The 18,345-nt window shown below is 67.7% G+C and carries 17 protein-coding genes; 3 read left to right on the forward strand and 14 right to left on the reverse strand.

Annotated elements, in window-relative coordinates; genetic code table 11:
* Positions 1 to 13 precede the first annotated feature (13 nt).
* The 4 genes from DBO33_RS22365 to DBO33_RS22380 form a co-directional block, all read right to left on the reverse strand.
* Entirely contained in the window at positions 14 to 805 is a 792-nt protein-coding gene (locus tag DBO33_RS22365; protein WP_234390981.1) for an SDR family oxidoreductase, read from the reverse strand.
* 157 nt (positions 806 to 962) lie between these two features.
* A complete protein-coding gene (locus tag DBO33_RS22370; RefSeq protein WP_107656786.1) occupies positions 963 to 1,976 on the reverse strand; it encodes an LLM class flavin-dependent oxidoreductase in 1,014 nt (337 codons plus the stop codon).
* Between the two features lie 20 nt (positions 1,977 to 1,996).
* Complete coding sequence (locus DBO33_RS22375; RefSeq protein WP_107660500.1) at positions 1,997 to 2,296, reverse strand: ArsR/SmtB family transcription factor; 300 nt, start codon at positions 2,294 to 2,296, stop codon at positions 1,997 to 1,999.
* 274 nt (positions 2,297 to 2,570) lie between these two features.
* Positions 2,571 to 4,016 carry a M14 family zinc carboxypeptidase gene (locus tag DBO33_RS22380; RefSeq protein WP_107656787.1) on the reverse strand — a complete coding sequence of 482 codons (1,446 nt, stop codon included), beginning with the start codon at positions 4,014 to 4,016 and terminating at the stop codon, positions 2,571 to 2,573.
* A gap of 49 nt (positions 4,017 to 4,065) precedes the next feature.
* Between DBO33_RS22380 and DBO33_RS22385 the strand changes: the two genes are divergently transcribed.
* Positions 4,066 to 4,671 carry a TetR/AcrR family transcriptional regulator gene (locus DBO33_RS22385; RefSeq protein WP_107656788.1) on the forward strand — a complete coding sequence of 202 codons (606 nt, stop codon included), beginning with the start codon at positions 4,066 to 4,068 and terminating at the stop codon, positions 4,669 to 4,671.
* Between the two features lie 13 nt (positions 4,672 to 4,684).
* On the opposite strand, the gene DBO33_RS22390 is transcribed toward DBO33_RS22385, so the two are convergent.
* Positions 4,685 to 5,884, reverse strand: a complete 1,200-nt coding sequence (locus DBO33_RS22390) for a GGDEF domain-containing protein (protein WP_234390982.1) — start codon at positions 5,882 to 5,884, stop codon at positions 4,685 to 4,687.
* 196 nt (positions 5,885 to 6,080) lie between these two features.
* Positions 6,081 to 6,611, reverse strand: a complete 531-nt coding sequence (locus DBO33_RS22395) for a CGNR zinc finger domain-containing protein (RefSeq protein ID WP_107656790.1) — start codon at positions 6,609 to 6,611, stop codon at positions 6,081 to 6,083.
* A 38-nt stretch (positions 6,612 to 6,649) separates the two neighbouring features.
* Between DBO33_RS22395 and DBO33_RS22400 the strand changes: the two genes are divergently transcribed.
* A complete protein-coding gene (locus DBO33_RS22400; protein WP_107656791.1) occupies positions 6,650 to 7,639 on the forward strand; it encodes an EamA family transporter in 990 nt (329 codons plus the stop codon).
* Here DBO33_RS22400 and DBO33_RS22405 read toward each other — a convergent pair.
* The 6 genes from DBO33_RS22405 to DBO33_RS42925 all read right to left on the reverse strand — a co-directional run bounded on the left by DBO33_RS22405 (position 7,609) and on the right by DBO33_RS42925 (position 14,992).
* A complete protein-coding gene (locus tag DBO33_RS22405) occupies positions 7,609 to 8,577 on the reverse strand; it encodes an endonuclease/exonuclease/phosphatase family protein (protein ID WP_234390983.1) in 969 nt (322 codons plus the stop codon). The genes DBO33_RS22400 and DBO33_RS22405 overlap by 31 nt on opposite strands.
* Before the next feature lie 66 nt (positions 8,578 to 8,643).
* On the reverse strand, positions 8,644 to 9,876 hold the full coding sequence (locus DBO33_RS22410; RefSeq protein ID WP_107656792.1) for an MFS transporter: 1,233 nt from the start codon (positions 9,874 to 9,876) through the stop codon (positions 8,644 to 8,646).
* Between the two features lie 91 nt (positions 9,877 to 9,967).
* The gene (locus DBO33_RS22415) at positions 9,968 to 13,084 is read right to left on the reverse strand and encodes a lantibiotic dehydratase (protein WP_107656793.1); all 3,117 of its coding nucleotides are present in this window, start codon (positions 13,082 to 13,084) and stop codon (positions 9,968 to 9,970) included.
* Between the two features lie 15 nt (positions 13,085 to 13,099).
* On the reverse strand, positions 13,100 to 14,404 hold the full coding sequence (locus DBO33_RS22420) for a lanthionine synthetase C family protein (protein ID WP_159080409.1): 1,305 nt from the start codon (positions 14,402 to 14,404) through the stop codon (positions 13,100 to 13,102).
* Positions 14,405 to 14,632: 228 nt separating this feature from the next.
* Positions 14,633 to 14,818 carry a hypothetical protein gene (locus DBO33_RS22425; protein ID WP_107656795.1) on the reverse strand — a complete coding sequence of 62 codons (186 nt, stop codon included), beginning with the start codon at positions 14,816 to 14,818 and terminating at the stop codon, positions 14,633 to 14,635.
* 12 nt (positions 14,819 to 14,830) lie between these two features.
* Positions 14,831 to 14,992 (reverse strand): hypothetical protein, encoded by a 162-nt coding sequence (locus DBO33_RS42925; RefSeq protein WP_159080410.1) that lies wholly within the window; start codon positions 14,990 to 14,992, stop codon positions 14,831 to 14,833.
* Between the two features lie 280 nt (positions 14,993 to 15,272).
* Here DBO33_RS42925 and DBO33_RS22430 point away from each other — a divergent pair, with 280 nt between their 5' ends.
* Entirely contained in the window at positions 15,273 to 17,198 is a 1,926-nt protein-coding gene (locus DBO33_RS22430; protein ID WP_107656796.1) for an ABC transporter ATP-binding protein, read from the forward strand.
* Here the strand turns inward: DBO33_RS22430 and DBO33_RS22435 are convergent, their stop codons facing one another.
* Complete coding sequence (locus tag DBO33_RS22435) at positions 17,199 to 17,597, reverse strand: ArsR/SmtB family transcription factor (RefSeq protein WP_107656797.1); 399 nt, start codon at positions 17,595 to 17,597, stop codon at positions 17,199 to 17,201. It lies immediately after the preceding gene.
* Complete coding sequence (locus DBO33_RS22440) at positions 17,597 to 18,253, reverse strand: SRPBCC family protein (protein WP_107656798.1); 657 nt, start codon at positions 18,251 to 18,253, stop codon at positions 17,597 to 17,599. The genes DBO33_RS22435 and DBO33_RS22440 overlap by 1 nt, the downstream gene beginning before the upstream one ends.
* Positions 18,254 to 18,345 lie beyond the last annotated feature (92 nt).

Below are 18,345 nucleotides of genomic sequence, written 5' to 3' on the forward strand. Positions count from 1 at the left end.
CCAGGCTGTCACCTCACCGCCAATGACGGTCGCCGAGCGCCACCGCTTCCGATCCTCCGTCGGCGAAGATGATCTGACCGGTCACGAAACGATTGTCCGCGCTCGCCAGCCAGCAGATGAGCTCGGCGACCCACTCGGGCCGGCCAGGAAACCCGCCGAACGGTTGCGGCGCAGCGGTTTCCACCGCTTTGCGAACGTTTTCGTCGGTGAGGATGTAGGCGGCAGCGGGTGTGTCCACCACACCCGGGGCCACGACGTTGAGGGCGATGCCGGAACCGGCCCAGTCCGCGGTCGGGGCGGCCCTGCGCACCCATCGATTCAATGCGCGTTTGGCGATCCCGTAGCCGCCGGTTGCACCACCGGCCGCGGGATCGGCTGCGAGATAGCCGACAGCGGCGGCCTCGTCGCCGTCGAGACACGCCTGCACGATGCGTTCATCGGCCGGCGCCAGCGACGCCGTCGAGGAGACGGCTACCGCGCGGGGTGCGGGGCTCTGCGCCAGCAGCGGCCGAAGTCCCTGCAGTGTCGCGACCGCACCGAAGTAATTTGTCTCCAGCAGACCGGTTTTGCCGCCTCCGGCGATAGCCAGGACGGCATCGATCCGACCGTGCTCCTTCACTTGGTCGAGAAGCGCCCGCCGCCCGGCGGGAGAGGACAAGTCGGCCTGAACCTCGGCATCGTCGAGATCACAGCCGATGACCTTCGCGTCGCGCTCTCGAAGCAGCGCGGCAGTCGCGGCGCCGATACCCGAAGCCGAGCCGGTGACCACATATGTGCGTCCAGCGAAACCTGCGTGCGTCGTCATCGCGTCCTCTCCCACTTGCCGCGCCCGGATACACCAGTACCATAGGCAGATGCCGCCGCCGTCCGCATTGCCCGACCATATCCTTTGCCGGACAGGGTGTTCCACCACACGGTAACGGCCCGCGCCTTCTTCGTTCTCGGCGGTGGAACGCGCAGGATCAGCCGACAACCCGCTCGGGTGCGGCCGCGGCCATCGCGGCGCCGGTCAGCTCGACCGAGCGCACCCGATCCTCGATCTGCGTGGCCTGGTGGGTGAGGATCAGCTCGTCGGCCTCGATCGAGGCGGCGAAATCGTCGAGATACGAACGGACTTCGTCGGGTGTGCCGACGGCGGTGTACTGGGTCATCGAGGCGAGCTGGCGACCGTTGGGTGAGGCGAGGAACGCGTCGATCTCTTCGTCGGTGTAGCGCACGTCCGCGGCACCGCGCTTGATCATCATGCGCGCCCGGGCACGGTAGGCGATCGTCTTCTGCGCGACGGCGTCGTCGGTGTCGTGCGCGGCGAACACATTGACGCCGGCCATCACGTACGGCTCCGCCAGCTGCTCCGAGGGCCGGAAGCTGTCACGGTAGACGGCGACCGCCTGATGCAACGCGTCCGGCGCGAAGTGTGACGCGAAGGCGTACGGCAGACCCAGCTGTGCGGCGAGCTGCGCACCGAACAGCGACGAACCCAGGATGTACAGTGGCACAACCCCTTCCGCGCGCGGCACCGCCTGCACGCCGGGCACCCGCGAACGACCCGTCAGATAACCCTGAAGTTCGAGCACGTCCTGCGGGAACGAGTCCGCCGACGACGGATTGCGGCGCAGCGCGAGCATGGTCTTCTGATCGCTGCCCGGCGCGCGGCCGAGCCCGAGGTCGATGCGCCCGGGAAACAGCGTCTCCAGCGTGCCGAACTGTTCGGCGATCACCAGCGGCGAGTGGTTGGGCAGCATGATGCCGCCGGAGCCGAGCCGGATGGTGTCGGTGTGCGCCGCGACGTAGCCGATCAGCACGCTCGTGGCACTGGAAGCGATCGAACCCATGTTGTGGTGTTCGGCGTACCAGACGCGACGATAACCGCTCCCTTCGGCAGCCTGCGCCAAGGCGACGCTGTTGCCGAAACTGTCGCGCGCGGACTGGCCGGGCGCGATCGACGCCAGGTCGAGGATGGACAGAGCAGTCGACATAGGAGGTTGCCTTTCGTAGGTCAGAGAACGCGGTGCAGTTGTTCGGTGAAGGCGCGGATGCGGGCGTCGTCGCGGCGGTAGTAGATCCACTGCCCGCGCCGGGTCGCGCTGAGAAACCCGGCGCGCTGCAGGATCGCCAGATGCGCCGACATCGTCGAGGCCGACGTCCCCGCCTTCTGCTGGATGAGGCCGACGCATACGCCCAGCTCAGCCGTCTCGTCCGCGCGTTCCGGGAAATGCACGTCCGGCTCCTTGAGCCACTCCAGCACGCGCAACCGCGTCTCGTTCGCCAGCGCCTTGCACTCGTCGAGCACACTCACCACCCTTCGGCATTTCGCTAATTAACGAACTTACGCCGCACCCCCGCATCCGGCACCATGACGCTGCTCACTCGCCACAGCCGGCACACCGCCGCCGCGCTTTCGCCCACCCGAGCGCAACACCCGCTCCCTGCGCTACACCGAAAGCCCGTCGCGTAACCTGCTCGTCGCAGTGACGACCGCGCCCGCCTGAACCGCTACCAACCGTTCCAGCGACACCGCCTCACCCGGCACCAGGACGCTGCTCACTTACCATCCGGACCGACCTCGAGCATCAGACCGGACGCCCGTCGCGCAACCTGCTCGCCGCCGTGACGATCGCGCCCGCTTGAATCGCCACCAACCGTTCCAACGGCACCGGCTCACCCGGGGCATTGCGCTCGACGTCAGCGCTCCAACCATCGAATATCGCACCGACCCTAGCCCTTTCGGCCGCCAGCGACGGGTCGCGCTGCAACTCCTCGTCGAGCAACCGCAGCAGCATCCCCCCGGCACGCAGGCGCTGCGCCGCGACCCAGAAGTACTCCTCGATGAAGATCTCGCCCAGGGTTGCGCGGCGGTCCTGACCGGCGGCCGCGTCCCGCTCCGCGGCCAGCTCCCCGAGTGCCCAGCCCATACCCCGGAGCGACCGTTCGAACGGACTGCGGCCGGTCAATCGATCACCCAACCCATCGAGCACCCCGGTCACCAGCGCAGCGATCTCACGATACGCCGTTGCGGTGGAACGCATTACGTCGTTCCATGACCGTTCACTCGGCGTCTGGTCGGCGATCCGCGGGTCTGTCCAGAGCGGCAACTCACTCACCAGCACCGCCGTCCCGTAGGGCGCCGCATAATCCAGGCTGCCCCCGCCGCCGATCCCCGCCACCGGATCGACTCCGACCGCCAGCCAGGCGTCGGCCATCTTCGCGAAGGTCGGCAGCTCGTAAATCCCTTCCGCCCACCGTGCCCCACCGGGCGCATCCGGTTCCCCCTGATGCCGCGGCACCCCCGCGTCGTCCAGCAATTGGACCAGCGCCGACCAGTAGTCGGCGTCCCCGCCGGAGCAATAGTAGAAGCCACCACCGAAGTCGCCATTGTGCAGCGACGCGATCAGCGCGGGCCGAGTTCGATCGATCAGCGTCATCAGCGCCCGCGTCTCCGGCATCGGCACCCCGACTTGCTTGTCCCGCCAGGTGATGGGAAAACACCACTCCGGCTGCTCGGGCCCCGCCGGACGGTAGAACTCGCGCGCCACCGCGGTCCGGGTGCGCGGTCCGGCGAACCATCCCTCGTTGAGCCGCGTCCCATCCGGGTCCACGCACGGCACGAAATGCCAAGTGGCGCCGAGAGTGTCCGCTTCGCCACGAGCCAACCTGCCGAGCAGATGCCGGATCGTCGCCATGCCGATCGGCTCGTTCGGATGCGGGTTGCCGAACACGAGCAGGTGCCGTTCCCCCGACCCCACTCGGACCTCGCGGATCGCATCCCCGCTGCTCGACCGCCCGATCTCCTCGACCGCGACCTTGTCCGGGTGCGCGGCGACCAGCTCGTCCACGAACCTGTTGAGCTCGTCCACCGTCGGAAACGCGTCGATCTTTTCGACCGGTCCGACGATCCGCGCCACTTCGTCCACCACCCGCACCGACTCCACCGCGCCACGCCCGCAACCGGCCGCCACCGCCACACCCAGTCCTGCCACCAGCGCGAACAGCCCGCGCCGCTCCAGTTCGACCATCATGCCTCTTTCGATATTCTGATTATTTCAATAATGAGATTATCATGGGCTCATGCGACGTGCGGAGATCCGGGAGAACACCCGAACGGCCCTGATCACGGCGGCGATCACCGAGATCGCCGCCCACGGTTACCAGTCCGCCCGCCTCGGCGATATCGCCGACCGCGCGGGCTTGACCACGGGTGCGATCTACTCGATCTTCGGCAGCAAACAAACGCTGCTCTTCGCCGCGATCCACCGGATAGTCGCGGAGTACCACGACACCTTCCGCCCGCTGACCGACCCCGACCTGCCGCTCGCCGAGGTGCTACGCGGCTACGCGGCCGCGGTCCTCGACGCGGCAGCGGAAAACCGCGCCCGCGAATACTTCGCGTTCGAACTGGAGGCCATGGCCGCCACCCTCCGCGATCCGCAGTTGATGTCGGACGTGGACGAGCAGGTCCCGAGCAATCTCGATCTACTGAAGGAACTGCTCATCGATCACCCGATCGACCAGGCCGACGGTCCCAGGACAACCGCCGAGCAGGTGGCCCGGCTGGCGCCCGCGGTGCATGCGCTGATGACCGGGTTCGCGCAATACGCGATCGTCGAGCCCGCTCAGATCGACCGCGACTACGTGAACGAGTCCCTCGTCGCGCTCCTCACACTCATCGACTGACCGGAATGCCTTCCTAGACAGGCGGTCTCAGCGACTCGCCGGATACCTCGACGTCACCACACGTCATCGCAGGCAGGATCTCGGGTACCCCGGCGACCTTGCGCCGCGGCCTGCTCGGCGACTCGTCCTGACCCGCGATCGCCACCGCGTTGCCACCCCGGCGCTTCGCCCGATACATCGCCGAATCGGAACTCCGCAGCAGCCGGCGGAAGGTACTCGCGGTGTACGGATCACCGTCGATGACCGCGACGCCAACGCTGGCGGTGATCTGCACCGGCAGATCGGGCATGGTCTCGATCGCCCGGCACAGCCGCTCACCGACCGTGGCCGCGTCCTCGCGCAAGCACCCGACGACCACGAACTCCTCGCCGCCGGTGCGCGCGAGCAGTGCATCGGCATCGACCACTTCGCGTAACCGTTGCGCGGTCCGCGTCAGCACTTCGTCGCCGAACGGGTGGCCGAAGGTGTCGTTGACGGCTTTGAACCGGTCCATGTCCAGGGTCGCGACGTAGGCCGACCCGCCGCGGCAGTGCACGAGGTGCGCCGAGAGGTGGGCGTCGAGTCCGCGCCGGTTCAGCAGCCCGGTGAGCGGGTCCGACAGCGCGTCGGCCCGCAGCAGCCAGTGGCAGAACTGCACGAAGGGCAGCATGACGCCCACCACGACGAGCATGACCAGGATGACCGCGAGGCCGAGGGCCAGATCTTCTTTCCGGTATGCGCCGTCCGCATGCCCGGCCTCGGCGAGCGTCCCGTTCACCATCAGTACCGCCAGCACGATGCTCGTCAACAGCGTCCAACCGATATGCAGCGCCAGAATTCGCGGACCGTGAAATACGGTGACATACGCACCCATCGCTGTCAGCAGCACGACGCCCAATACTCCGACGACGCGGTCGTGCACCAGCAAATCATTGGCGGTGGTGTCGATATCGAAAAGCACGATCCAGGCGAGTGATTCGCGCTCGCGCGGCCACGGCAGAAACCACCACCGCAAAGTCCAGGCCCCCGCGACGGTCGCCTCGACGCCGCCTTGCACCTGCCCGACCCACCCGGCGACGTCACCTTGGGCCACCGACGCGAGCACCGCGATCAACAGCATGACCAGCCCGCCCGCGCCGAGCATGAACTTGAATCGACCGAGCGCACCGTGCGATTCGAAGGTCTCGACCAGGGCACGGTAATCGACCGGGTCTCGCCACCATGTTCGAAACATCGATCGATCGCCGGTCAATGAATACCGCCTTTGGTCGACTACGGACCCGGGCGTCGGCCCGGGATCCCCCTGGTCATCCAGCTTGGCGTGCTAATCGACATTAAGGCGGTCCAGCAAATCGTGCAATGTGAGATCGGCACACTACCGATTTCGTTTAGCACGGCTTATCCTGGTGGCCGTTCCGCAGGCCGCGTGATCATTTCTTCCGCGCGCGGTAGGCCGCGACGGCATTGCGGTTTCCGCAGGTGGTGCCGCAGTAACGCCGTGAGCGGTTGCGGGACAGGTCCAGCACGAGACCCTCGCACGTACTGTCCGCACAGACCGACAGCCGACTCAGCTCGTCGGAGCGGATCAGATCGATCATCGCCATCGCGGTCTCGACGGCGATTCGCACCGGCAACGGCGCCTCCGACGGCACCGCGTGAATGTGGTAATCGACATCGCCGTGCCGAACGAGCTGTGGCACGGCCCGATGCTCCGCCAGCGTCTCGTTCACCAGCCGGGTCGCGGTATCGCGATCGCTGGTGAGCATTCGGCGCAGCGGCGCCCGCAGTGCTCGCACCTGCGCGAGCTCCGCCGTGTCGCCGGCGTGCACACCGGTGTAGGTGTGTTTGACGAAAAACTCTGCGAGCTGGTCGATTTCGGTCAGTGTATCCGGCTCCTCCGCCGAGTTCACCAGCTCCACCGCGGCCATCAGCGCCGCCTCGGTGTCATGAGCAAAAGTCATGTTGACATATTACATGGACCCTCATACCGTCATTACCCATGGCTACGATGACTCATGACACGGCCGCTCAGCGGCTGAAATCCGGACTGATCCTCGCGGTGCTGTCCGCCTCGTCGTTCGGCCTCTCCGGCCCGCTGGCCCGCGGTTTGATGAACGCGGGCTGGAGCGCCGCCTCCGTGGTGGCGATCCGCGTGCTGGTGGCCGCCGCCGTGCTGGTGCCGATCGCGGTGGTGCAGTTGCACGGCGAATGGCATCTGTTGCGCCGCAACGCATTTCTGATCACCGCGTACGGCCTGGTGGCCGTCGCCGGTACCCAGCTCGCGTACTTCAACGCCGTAGCGCACATGGAAGTCGGGGTGGCGCTGCTCATCGAATACACCGCGCCGATCGCCGTGGTCGGCTGGTTGTGGCTGCGGCACCGCCAACGCCCGGGTGCCGCGACGGTCGCCGGCGCCGTGCTCGGTATCACCGGCTTGTTCCTGGTCATCGACCTGCGTTCCGGCATGACGACCAGCTGGGTGGGCCTCGCGTGGGCTTTGGCCGCCATGGTCGGCGCGGCGGGCTACTTCGTGCTCTCCGCGCAGGGCGACGGCACGCTGCCCGGCACCGTGCTCGCCGCCGGTGGACTCCTCATCGGTGGACTCGGCCTGCTCGCCGCGGGCGCGGTCGGCATCGTCCCGCTGCACGCGACCACGAATCCTGTTGTCTTTCAGAGCTTCACTATCGCCTGGTGGCCGCCGGTGCTCGCGCTCGGCACGGTGACCGCCGCGCTCGCCTACGTCTCCGGCATCGCCGCGACCCGCCTGCTCGGCTCCCGCCTCGCCTCGTTCGTTGCCCTCTTCGAGGTACTCGCCGCGCTGCTCTTCGCCTGGGCGCTGCTCGGCGAGGCACCGCGGCTCATCCAATTGCTCGGCGGCACACTGATTCTGGTCGGCGTGGTGGTGGTACGGCGTGGTGAACTCAATGCCGAATCCGTAGCCGAATTCAGCCCCGAAGGTCAGGTGCTCGACGACGCTCCGCGCAGTTGAACCCGAGCGACCAGGGCGCGATGATCCGCACCGGGCAACCCCACGGTCTCCACCGCGACCGCACGGCCCTCGGCGACCAGGATGTGGTCGATTCCGACCAGCGGCGGGAAGCGCTTGTCGGTCGGGTAAGTGACCAGGTGACCGGCGCCCGCCTGTTCCGCGGCGTCGCCGAACCGTCCGGACAACATCGAGCGGTACTGCGCGTGGTCGAAGGTCGCGTTGAAGTCCCCGCCGACGATGGCCGGCCGGTTCGCCGGCGCTCGCTCGAGAATCTCGTGCAGCCGGGACAGCTCATCGGCCCATACCTGCGTGCCGTACACCGGTGGCACCGGATGGAAGGCGAACACCGAGACCGGGCCGACGTCCGGAATGGTTGCCGTGGCCGAGATCTGGTTCAGCACGAATCCGTCGTACTCGACGGTGTCCGTCAGCGGATAGGTGCTCCAGATTCCGGTCCCGGTCGCGGTCCGTCCCGGTGACAGATACCGGTGCGGCAGCAACTGATCGAGCCCGGACCGGCCGAGCGCCTCGACCGCCGACGGTGTGAGCTCGTTGACGGTGAGCACCGCGATGTCGCGGGCCCGAACCTCATCGACCAGCGCCCGCGGATCTGCCCCGTCGAACAGCAGATTCGCCTGCATCGCCGACACACTGTGTTCGCCGGCCTCGCCCGAGCCACCGACATAGAGCGGAGTCTGCGTCCACAGCGCGCCCGCCAGCACCACGACCGCGACTGCCGCACCGATCCAATACCGCGTGGCGGCGAATGCCACCGCACCGAGCAACGCGCACGCCATCAGGTAGGGCGCACCCGAAGCCGCCAAGACCAGCAACTCGAGACCCGACCGGCTGAAGTGCAATGCGATCCCGGCGACCCCGGCCAGCGTGGCACTCCAGGCAGCCAGGTGCACACCGACCCGAATCCATTTCGACTTCACACCCGACAGCCAAACACGAGCTCATGGCCGCAGGCCAATAGCCGATGCCGCTGGACCGGGCCGCTGTCACACCGTGCGTTCGTCCAAGCGAGCCTGCTCGACGGGTTCGATGGGGCCCAGGCCATCGATGGAAGTACGCGGGACCGCAGCCATGGCCAGCAGACCGATCGCGGCGACCGCAGCGAAAAGATAGAAGCCCCAAGGGTTTGCGGAACCCACGACGATGAGCCAGCCGGTGATCGTCGGCCCGAAGATCGCGCCGAGGCGGCCGACCCCCGAAGCGAGCCCCAGCGCGGTGGCGCGAATCTCGGCCGGATAGGCCTGAGTCACGTAGGCGTAGATGAGGACCTGCGCGGAGAACACGAAGACTCCGGTGACCAGCACCAACCCGTTGAGCAGCACCGTGCTGGAAATCTTGATGCTCAGCAACGCCAGGAAAACCGCCGCCGCACCGAACCACACCAGCACCGTCGGTTTGATGCCCCGCCGGTCAGCGAGCGTCCCCGCCGTCAGCAGACCGATCACCGCGCCGATGTTCAACATCAACAGCACCGTCAACGAGGTCGACATGTTGTACCCGGCATCACGCATCAACTTCGGCAGCCAGGTGTTCAGACCGTAAACAAGCAGCAGCCCCATGAACGAGCCGACCCAAACTCCCAGCGTCGCACGCAGATACAACGGCTTCAGCAACACCGCAGGCCGAACCCGGATAGGCGCGTTCTTGGCCGCGAGGAACGCCGCGGACTCCGGCAGTTTCAGCCAGACCACCGGCACCAGCACGAACCCCGCCACGCCACCCAGATAGAACAGTGGTTCCCAGCGCGGAACGAGCTGGAGTGCGAGCAGCGCGGCGAACACCGCTCCGACGTGGTATCCGGTCATGGTGATCGTGCTCGCGAAGGCCCGGCGGGACGCGGGCATGTGCTCGGCCATCAAGGTCAGCGCGGGCGGCATACACGCGCCGAGCCCGATGCCGGCGATCAGCCGGAACATCGCGAACATGCCGACCGAGCCTGCCAGCGGGATCACCGCGGTGAACAGCGAGAACAATACGATCGAGCCGAGCAGCATCCATCGGCGCCCGTAACGATCGGTCACCGGTCCCGACCCGGTGGCCCCGATGGCCACGCCCACCAGCGACATCGTCGCGGCGAAAGTCGCACCGGCAGCGGTGAATCCGAGGTGGTCCTGATCGATGAGGGTGGGTATGACGGCCCCGAGGACGACGAGGTCATACCCCTCCAGCAGCACGGTCAGCCAGCAGAGCACGGCCGGCCACGACAGCAACTTGTTCATAGCAGTGTCCGATTCTGTTATGCAGTTGTGACTGTCATCACGCTACCTCGGAACGGCGGCGCGCACCCCTGTAAGCCGCAGAGCAGCAACATTATTCGCTGGGACTGGCCTGACCTGCCTTCTTGTGCAGCGGTGCGTGGTGCAGGCTCTCGCTGGTTCGCCACAGCAGTCCGAGGACCTGCTGCTCGGGCGGGTGTCCGCAACCGAGCAACCGATTGCAGTGCATGTGCACGAAGCTGCGGGCGAGCTCGAGGCGTGCACGGCTCAGTTCACCGCGCTCGGCAAGTGCGTCGAACCGTGATGCGCACTCGCGTAGCAGGATTCGGCGTCGAGCCAGTACCTCGGCAATCGCGTCCCCTCCCGGCTGGGCCGACAGCCACTGCGGATCGCCGAGTAGCGACCTGAGAACTGGCTGCTGACTGCGGTACTCCGCAGAGGTAGCGCGGCGATCGACAACACCGAGTCGATAGAAGTCCGCCTGCTCGGCCGCGTCCAGGCCGAGCGCGGCCACCAGATCGTGCACCGTGTAGATGCCGAGCAGCGTGCGGTCCAATTCAACCGTTCGCTGGTCGATCAGATGCAGCAGGTCCAGCACGGCAACGCTGTCGGCGGCGAATACCTCTTCAGCGACCGCCATTCCAGCCGGGCCGCCGTAACGCTCCAACTCCTGGTCGTAGGTATCCAGGCACACCCGACGGCAGAAACCATTGGTCACCAAACCATTCCCCCACCGCAGCAGCGCGGGCGCCAGCCGGTCCGACAGCCGATCGGGGTCGCCGTGCCAGCGGATGCGCAGATGCGGGTCCGGATCGGCATAACGCAGAAAGAACCAGCTGTCGGCCGACCCCTCGGCCACCGTCTCGGCGCAGAACGTACGGAGCTGATCCGCGAGCAGATCCTCCTCGAAGGTCGGCACGTGATAGAGCTTGGCGAACAGCCAGTCGCTGCCCGGCGGGCGCAGGCGTTCGTCAGCCGTCGACCGAATAGTGCTGGCCCGCAATCGAACCGGCTCGGCAGCCTGCTCTACGGCATCGAGCACGACAGGCACAACGATCTCGCTGACGTAATGCCCGCCGGGCCCGGGCAGCCAGGCCTGGTCCGGCGCGGGCAACGCTTCGTCCAAAGAGAGCTTGCCACCGGGCATTCGACGGGCTTCGAGGCGAATCTGCTCGACCTGTTCGGGCGAGTCGAGATCGAGCAGCAGACGGTGGTCCGCCATTGCCAGAAAGACGTGGCGTGGCGGCTGCCACCGCTGCCGCCAGGCCGCGAAGGTGACCGCGAAAGCTGCCGTGTCGGTAGCCAGTTCGTCGGCATTCACTCGCCACCGGGCCGGGGCCAACACCACTCGACCGACCTGAACCCGTGGCAGTAAAGGAAATCCGGCCGCTGTCCCCCAGTCGAAGGTCGTCGGCATGGCGCGGCCGTTGCGGTTGATCTCGTCCAGGAACCGCACGACCGCCGGAGCAAGCTGAGCGTTGAGCATGTGGCCCGCACAGGCGACGATCTCCTGCCCGGTCTGCGGCCACCGCACCACGAATCGGTTTCCGTGCAGGCCGACGACCAGTTCGGACAGCGGAACCACCCGATCGGCCGGTGCTCCGGGCGTCGTGTCGAAGGCCAGCTCCCAGTCCCGCGCCAGCGGCCGGATCGCCACATTCGCCAACCGACCCGGTCGTGGCAGGTAGGTGATCTCGGCGGACAACCTTCCGGGCCGACAGTAGGTCTCCGCGGCGGCCGCGGACCGCAGTGCGACATCGGCTTCCGGCCCGACCAGGTCGGCGAAGCGCCCCAGCACGCGGCCTGCCGCAGCCGCTCCCATGTTGGGCCCCACCACCACCTGGAAGTCGCCCGCATCCACCGCTGCGGGTGACGCGGCCACGACGAACAACGAGATATCCAGCGAGGTAGGTGCTTTCGCGATGTCGATCGGCTGCAATTCGAGCTTGCCGATGGTCGTTGCGTCGAGCTCGACCACCTGCCGGCCGTCCCGGATCGCATCGAGCGCCATATCGGTGAGCGTGCGCTGACGCAGCTGCCGCCAGCTGTCGTCCGCGGTGGTGTTGTCGAACTGACCGGGCGGGCCGAGCCCGATCTCCGGGTCGAGCAGCTCCAGCAGGCCCACCTCGCGCTCGGATCCGTAGCGTTCGATGAACGAGTCGCGGTAGCGATCCAGATGCGCCAGGCCGGTCGGCCACGACGTGAGCCGGAGCATCAAATCCGCGGCATGCGCGGCCTCGGCGGCGACAGCACTGCTTAGCCCGCCGGACAGCGGCAAGCCGAGGTCCGTCTGGAACGGACCTTTGGGTGTCGGCACAGCGTGCACCGTCTGGGCCTGCGCCACCAGTTTCGGATATCCGGCCGCTGCTTGATCGTGGTCCAGCTTGTCCCATGCCTCCAGCTGTTCGAGGAGGTCGCTGACGGCAGCAGCGTCGGCACCGGCCGCGGGGATGTCGGCCAAGCGCCGCAACACATACCGGGCCGGGTCGGCGACGGTGAGCGGCGGCCGCAGGTCGGTCAGCAACAGGGTCTGCTCACACAGCTGATCGAGCAGCCGCGTCACCTGCTCGGTCGTCGCGCCGAGCGCAACGGTCAACTCATCGACCAAATCGCTGTAGGGCAACGGAGTTCGCGCACGCTCCAGCGCCCGCCGCACCGGTGTGGTGGCCCGCAGCGACATCGCCCGGCCGGGTTCGGCGGCGTCGCCGATCGGTGTGCGCTCACTCAGGAACACCCGATCGGCCTGAAAGAACGCGGCCGGATTGGTGAACACGCTTAGCCGCGAACGGATTTCCGCGCGCTGCTCCATCGTGTGCACGAGGTCGAGCAACCATCCCATGTCCGGCCTGGTGCGTACGGTCGCGGGCAGGTCGGCTATCGCGAGGTCGGTCCGCTCACCCCACTGCGCCAGGCCCACGCCCGCGAACAACCCGAACGGTATCGGCCTGCTCGACATCCTGATCAGATATCGCTGCAGTTTGCCCGCCAGCCGTTTGCGGGCACGAGCGTCGGCGACCGGTCGTTCCAAGGCGCGCATCAGGTCCCCGCCACCCACCGCCAGCGCCCGCTGCACGCGGGGATCGGCGGGAACGAGGGTGCCCGGCGCGGTTTCGGTCGGCCAGTCCGCGATCGCGTCGAGCGCGAGGTACTCCGCGATGGGCAACAGCGGCGCACGCACCACCAGCCACTGCAACGGGCGATACATTGGCATCGCCGTCTCCTTTCCTCAGGCCAGCAGCAACGTGCGATCCCACGATGGCGGCACATCCGTGGCCGAGGCGAGCAGGGCGAGCGCCACCCCCGCCGCACCATCGAGCAGGCTGGGATCATCGGTCGCCGGACCACTCTCGGCCAGCGCTCGGTATCCGAACCGGCGCTCCGGTTCGAACATCGCCAACAGCTGGGTGGTCAGCGCCGCTGCGGCGGTGGTGAATACGGCGTCGCCGGTGTCGTGCGCGAAGCGCAGGGTGATCTGTAGCAATCCGGCCACTCCGTGGCACAGGCCGGCGGAGGCGTCGATGCGCCGATCGGCTGCCGGGCGGCGGAACACAGCGGCCATGGTCGCCACCGCGATCTCGGTCAATGCGTTGTCTCCCAGCGCAATCCCGGCCAGCCACAGTGCCCGCGCCACTCCGGGACTGCCGTAGCACCAGGCGTTGTGGGTCGGTCCGTGCGCGGGCGGCGTGCAACCAGCCGTGTCCGGCAGCGCTACGCCCGTGGGCCAATTCGGTCCCCACTCGTCATCGCATCGGTGCGCGACCAGCCAGCGCGCCACCCGCGCGATCGCATCCCGTTGTCCGGCAACCGCGACACCCGCCGCCTCGGCGAGCGCAAGCACCGCCAGCGGTCCTGGAATCCCGTGCGCGAGCCCGCAATTGAGTACACCTGTCGGATAAGAACGCGACATCGGGGTGTTCGGAATCATGGCCGCGAACGGGGTGTGCCAATTGGGCAGTCCGTCCTTCTCGTCGCACAGCGCGACCAGCCCGGTCAGTACGGCCCGCAGCGCAGCTTCGGCTCGCGGTTCCGCCTTGCGGCACAGCAGGTAAGCACCGGTTCCCGCCAAACCGGCGATGGCGTCGAACGCCGCGAACGGCAGTCCGGCCGGTGTGCGCGCCACGGTCTCACCCAACGCTGCCGCCGGCCCGGTGATCGCCTCGTCCAGGCCATCGAGCAAGCGTTGGTATCGGGTCCCGTTGCGCGACAACGCATCGGCCGCGAACGCCACCTCACACAGCCCGCCGAACAGGCCGAGATATCCACGCTCGGCCTGCTCGACGGTCCGTGCGGCGGCTGCCAGGCAAGCATGTGAGCTAGCTGCCCACTCTTGCTCCGGCAGAACCCGATCCAATTGGCCGAACAACACGGCACGCCCCGCGTTGTTCGGCCGCTGCGCCGAATCCGCAGCACGCAGCCGTTCCCCGACTTCCACGGCCACCGCGATCGCCGACAGGGCCACGTCGGCGGGCAGCACGCTGCGCCAGGGCCGTTGGCATCGGTCGATTGTCGTCGACGTAAGGTCCGCGTTCACTGACGACGGTGTCCTTTCTGAAAGTCGGTGCAGCGGCACATCAGCAATACCGGCTGCCGGTGCATACACGATGCGTGCAACAGCCGGTGGCCGCGGTAGGGCAGCCCACCTCGGTGCACGGCTCGAGCTGTGTCACGGCCATGGCCATGCCCACCTCGATTCGCACGCGCGGTTCGCCGACCCGGATATCCAGATCGAATTCATCTACCGGAGCGGACATCTCGGCGCCTAGACCGTGCAGTACTTGGTGCACCGCGGCGGATGCTCGGTGTTGCACGCCGACCCGCAGGTCGCGCAGTGCGAGTCGTTGCACGTTTCGAAATCCGAGGTCCTTGCCGCCATGGCGGGATCGAGCAGCCGGCTCGCCGCGCCGATCCGGATGTCGAGGTCGAAATCATCAACAGGTGCGGACATTTCATCCTTCTTTCAGCAAGTCCGTTCGGTGGTCTTGCACATCGGGTAGCTACTACATTCGTCAGTGGGACAGACGGACTCGTTGGTCCGCAGCACCATCGGGTCGGTCAGGACCTCCGCCCGCACCGCGCCGAGACGAATATCGAGATCGAATTCGTCTATCGGAGTGGTCATCTCTTCCTTTCCCCATCGGCTCACGAGTCGCCGCGTGGATTACACGACTCCCACCGTGCGGCACGGCCACGCCTGGGTACTAGAGGAAGTTGCCGCGTCGCACCGGGACGTTTTCCCGAATCATCGGGAACGCGCTCTCTGTCGGCTGGGCATGCCGCACCACCAGCCTTGAGCGGTGGGCCGGACACGGGCAGCGTTCCGCCGCAAATAATCCCGTGCATTTCCGCGGAATCGGCGCGAGCCTGTAGGGCGTACACCAGCAGGCACAGGAGGGGACCCGATGGCCGCAGAAACCACCGCACCACCCCTCGTCGGCATCGACGAGATGACCACCCCGACCTGGATGACGGTGGACAAGCAGGTCGCCGAGGCCGGGATCTGGCGGACATTACGGGCACTCCCCGCGGGCGCACGGGTGGTGACCGGCCTGGCCTGGCAGGCCTCCCGGCGCCTGACCCTGCTCACCGCACTCCTGTCCATCGCAGGTGGGTTCGCGACCGCGGTCGGCTTGCTCGCCACCGCCGACGTGCTGACCACGCTGCTCGCGCAGGGACCGACCGCGCAGCGCGTGGTGGCGGCATTGCCCGCGGTCGGCTCGGTGGTGGCCGCCCTCGTGGCGCGCGCCCTGCTCGAAAGCGGCTCCGCCACAGCCGAAGCGCTGCTGAAGCCGCGGGTCGAGCAGCAAGCGCGGGACAAGGCGCACACCGCGATCGCCCGGGTCGAGCTGATCGCCTTCGAGGACAGCGAGTACGCCGACCTGATCCGCCAGGGCTTGCAACGCGGCATGGGCAGCATCGCCCACTGCGTCGACGCGATCACCGGCGTGGCCGGTTCGCTCATCCACGTCTGCGCCGCGGTGGCCACGGCGGCGGTGCTGCATCCGTTGCTCGCGCCGCTGGTGCTGTTGGCCGTCATCCCGGACATGTGGGCGTCGGCGCGGGCCGCGAAGCTGTCCTATCAGTCCTATATCCGCATCATGACCAGCCATCTGCGGACGTCCATCGCCAGCGACCTGTTGTCCGACCGGGACACCGCGGCCGAGCTGCGCGCGTGTACCGCGGGCCCGGCCCTGCTCACCGAGTACCGGCGGATCAGTCAGCAGATCACCGAGGAGACGAGCCGGGTCGAGTTGGCCAGGGCGCGCGTGCGTTTGGTGGGGCGCACCATCGCCGGGATCGGCACCGGCATCGCCTTCGGCGCGCTCGGCCTGCTGCTCTACCTCGGCGAGCTACCCCTGGCCATGGCGGGCACCGCGGTCGTGGCGATGCGGATGGCGTCGGCCGCGTTGTCGCAGACCATGATCGGGGTCAACAGCCTCTACGAGAACACCCTCTACCTCGAGTTCTACGGCAACCTGCTCGACCAGACCGAGCGGCGCACCCGCCCACCGGCGGAGCTCGATGCGCCCACCGACCCACACGAGATCACGTTACGTTCAGTGTCTTTCACCTATCCAGGCCAGAACGAGCCCGCGCTGCACGAGGTCGACCTGACCATCCGCCGCGGCCAGATCATCGCGCTGGTCGGCGAGAACGGCTCCGGCAAAAGCACTATGGCCAAGCTGATCACCGGCCTGTACCTGCCGACCCGAGGCCAGATCTGCTGGGACGGGATCGATCTGGCCACCGTCGACGAGCAGTCGATCTACCGGCAGGTCTCGATGGTCATGCAGGATCCGGCCCGCTGGCCGATGACCGCGCGGGACAACATCCGCATCGGCCGCATCGAACGCGCCGACCCGGACGGCCGCCTACTCGCCTCGGCGGCACGGGAATCCGGCGCGGACGTCGTCATCGACGAGCTGCCCTACGGCGAGCACACGGTGCTGTCCCGGCAATTCAGCAAGGGCCGCGACCTCTCCGGCGGCCAGTGGCAGCGGATCAGCGTGGCCCGCGGCCTGTACCGCGACGCACCCATCCTGGTGGCCGACGAACCGACCGCCGCCATGGACGCCCGCGCCGAGCACGCGGTCTTCCAGTCCTTGCAACACCTCAGCCGCGGCAACGGCCGCAGCGCGGCCAACCGCACCACCATCCTGATCACCCACCGGCTGGCCAACATTCGGCATGCCGACCGCATCATCGTGCTGGACCACGGCCGGATCGTGGAGGAAGGCACGCACAGCGAACTCATGGCGAAGGACGGCACCTACGCTCAGCTGTTCGGCCTGCAAGCCGCCGCCTACCAGCTCGAGTCGAGCAGCTGATCAGGCTTGGCGAGCCTCCCGCTCGGTGACGTCCCGGCCGGGTTCGGCTGCCCGACGGGCACGCTGACCGCGGGCGACCTCGGTGGCGAGGGCGTCGAGCGGCTGGGCGAACTGTGCCAGCTGATCCGTCAGGGCCGACAGCCACAACTGGGCCACCTCGACACCGGCGGCGTCCAGGGCATAGACCCGGCGCGTGCCTTCCGCGCGGACGCGCACCAGCCCGGCGTCGCGCAGCACCTTGAGATGCTGCGAGACGCCGGGCTGCGAAATCCGGGTAAACCCTTGCACGGCAGCGACAACCGTGCCCGCCGGCTGTTCGCCGGCGGCTACGAGCTCGAGAATGTAGCGGCGCACGGGGTCGCCGAGCGCCTCGAAGATTCTTTCGGGAGCAGAGGTCATCAGGACTGCGCGTTGTCCTCGGGCTCGACGGTATAGAAGGTGATCGTGCGCTCGGCGGCTTCACGCGCGGCGGCCGGGTCGTCGCCGGCCTCGATGGCCGCGTTCGCCCAGTCCGAACCCGCCGCCCGCACGAACGTGATCCCCTCGGGAGTCGTCGGAAACGCCAGCCCTTCGGCCGGATCCACCGCCACCCCGCTCGACAGATGCAGACCAAGCGCCATCAACGCCAGATCCCAGCCGACGCCGACCGCACCCGGACCGTACTGCCCCCAGAACTCGGGATCGACCGGCGCCTCGTGCGCCAACTCCAGCACAGTGCCCTCGTCGCCGGGCGCGAGATCAACCGTCACCCACGACACCTGCGGGCCCATCTCCCAGGTCAGTGCGAGCCGGCGCGGCGCCTCGCACTGCTCGACCACTCCCCCCGCATTGCCCTCCAGCTGGTAATGACCACCGACTTTCAGGTCACCACTGATCGGCAGGAACCAGCGCGGCAGCCGCTCGGCGTTGGTCAGCGCGTCCCACAGATCGTTCTGGTCGGTGGCGTACGTGCGGCGCGCGACGGCGATCTTGGTCGGCGCACCGTCCCGAGATCCGTTGCGGACCTCGCGAACCATGAGCCCGGCGATGCCGGCGGGATCGGTGAGCAGGGGCATAACGTCCTCCTTCTATAAGTTTTCACTTATATTAGCGGCACTGTCGAGCCTCCGCCACCCCGGCCCTGCTGTGACCGATCACAGCTCCCGCG

Source organism: Nocardia suismassiliense (genome assembly GCF_900269665.1).
Classification (GTDB): Bacteria; Actinomycetota; Actinomycetes; order Mycobacteriales; family Mycobacteriaceae; genus Nocardia; species Nocardia suismassiliense.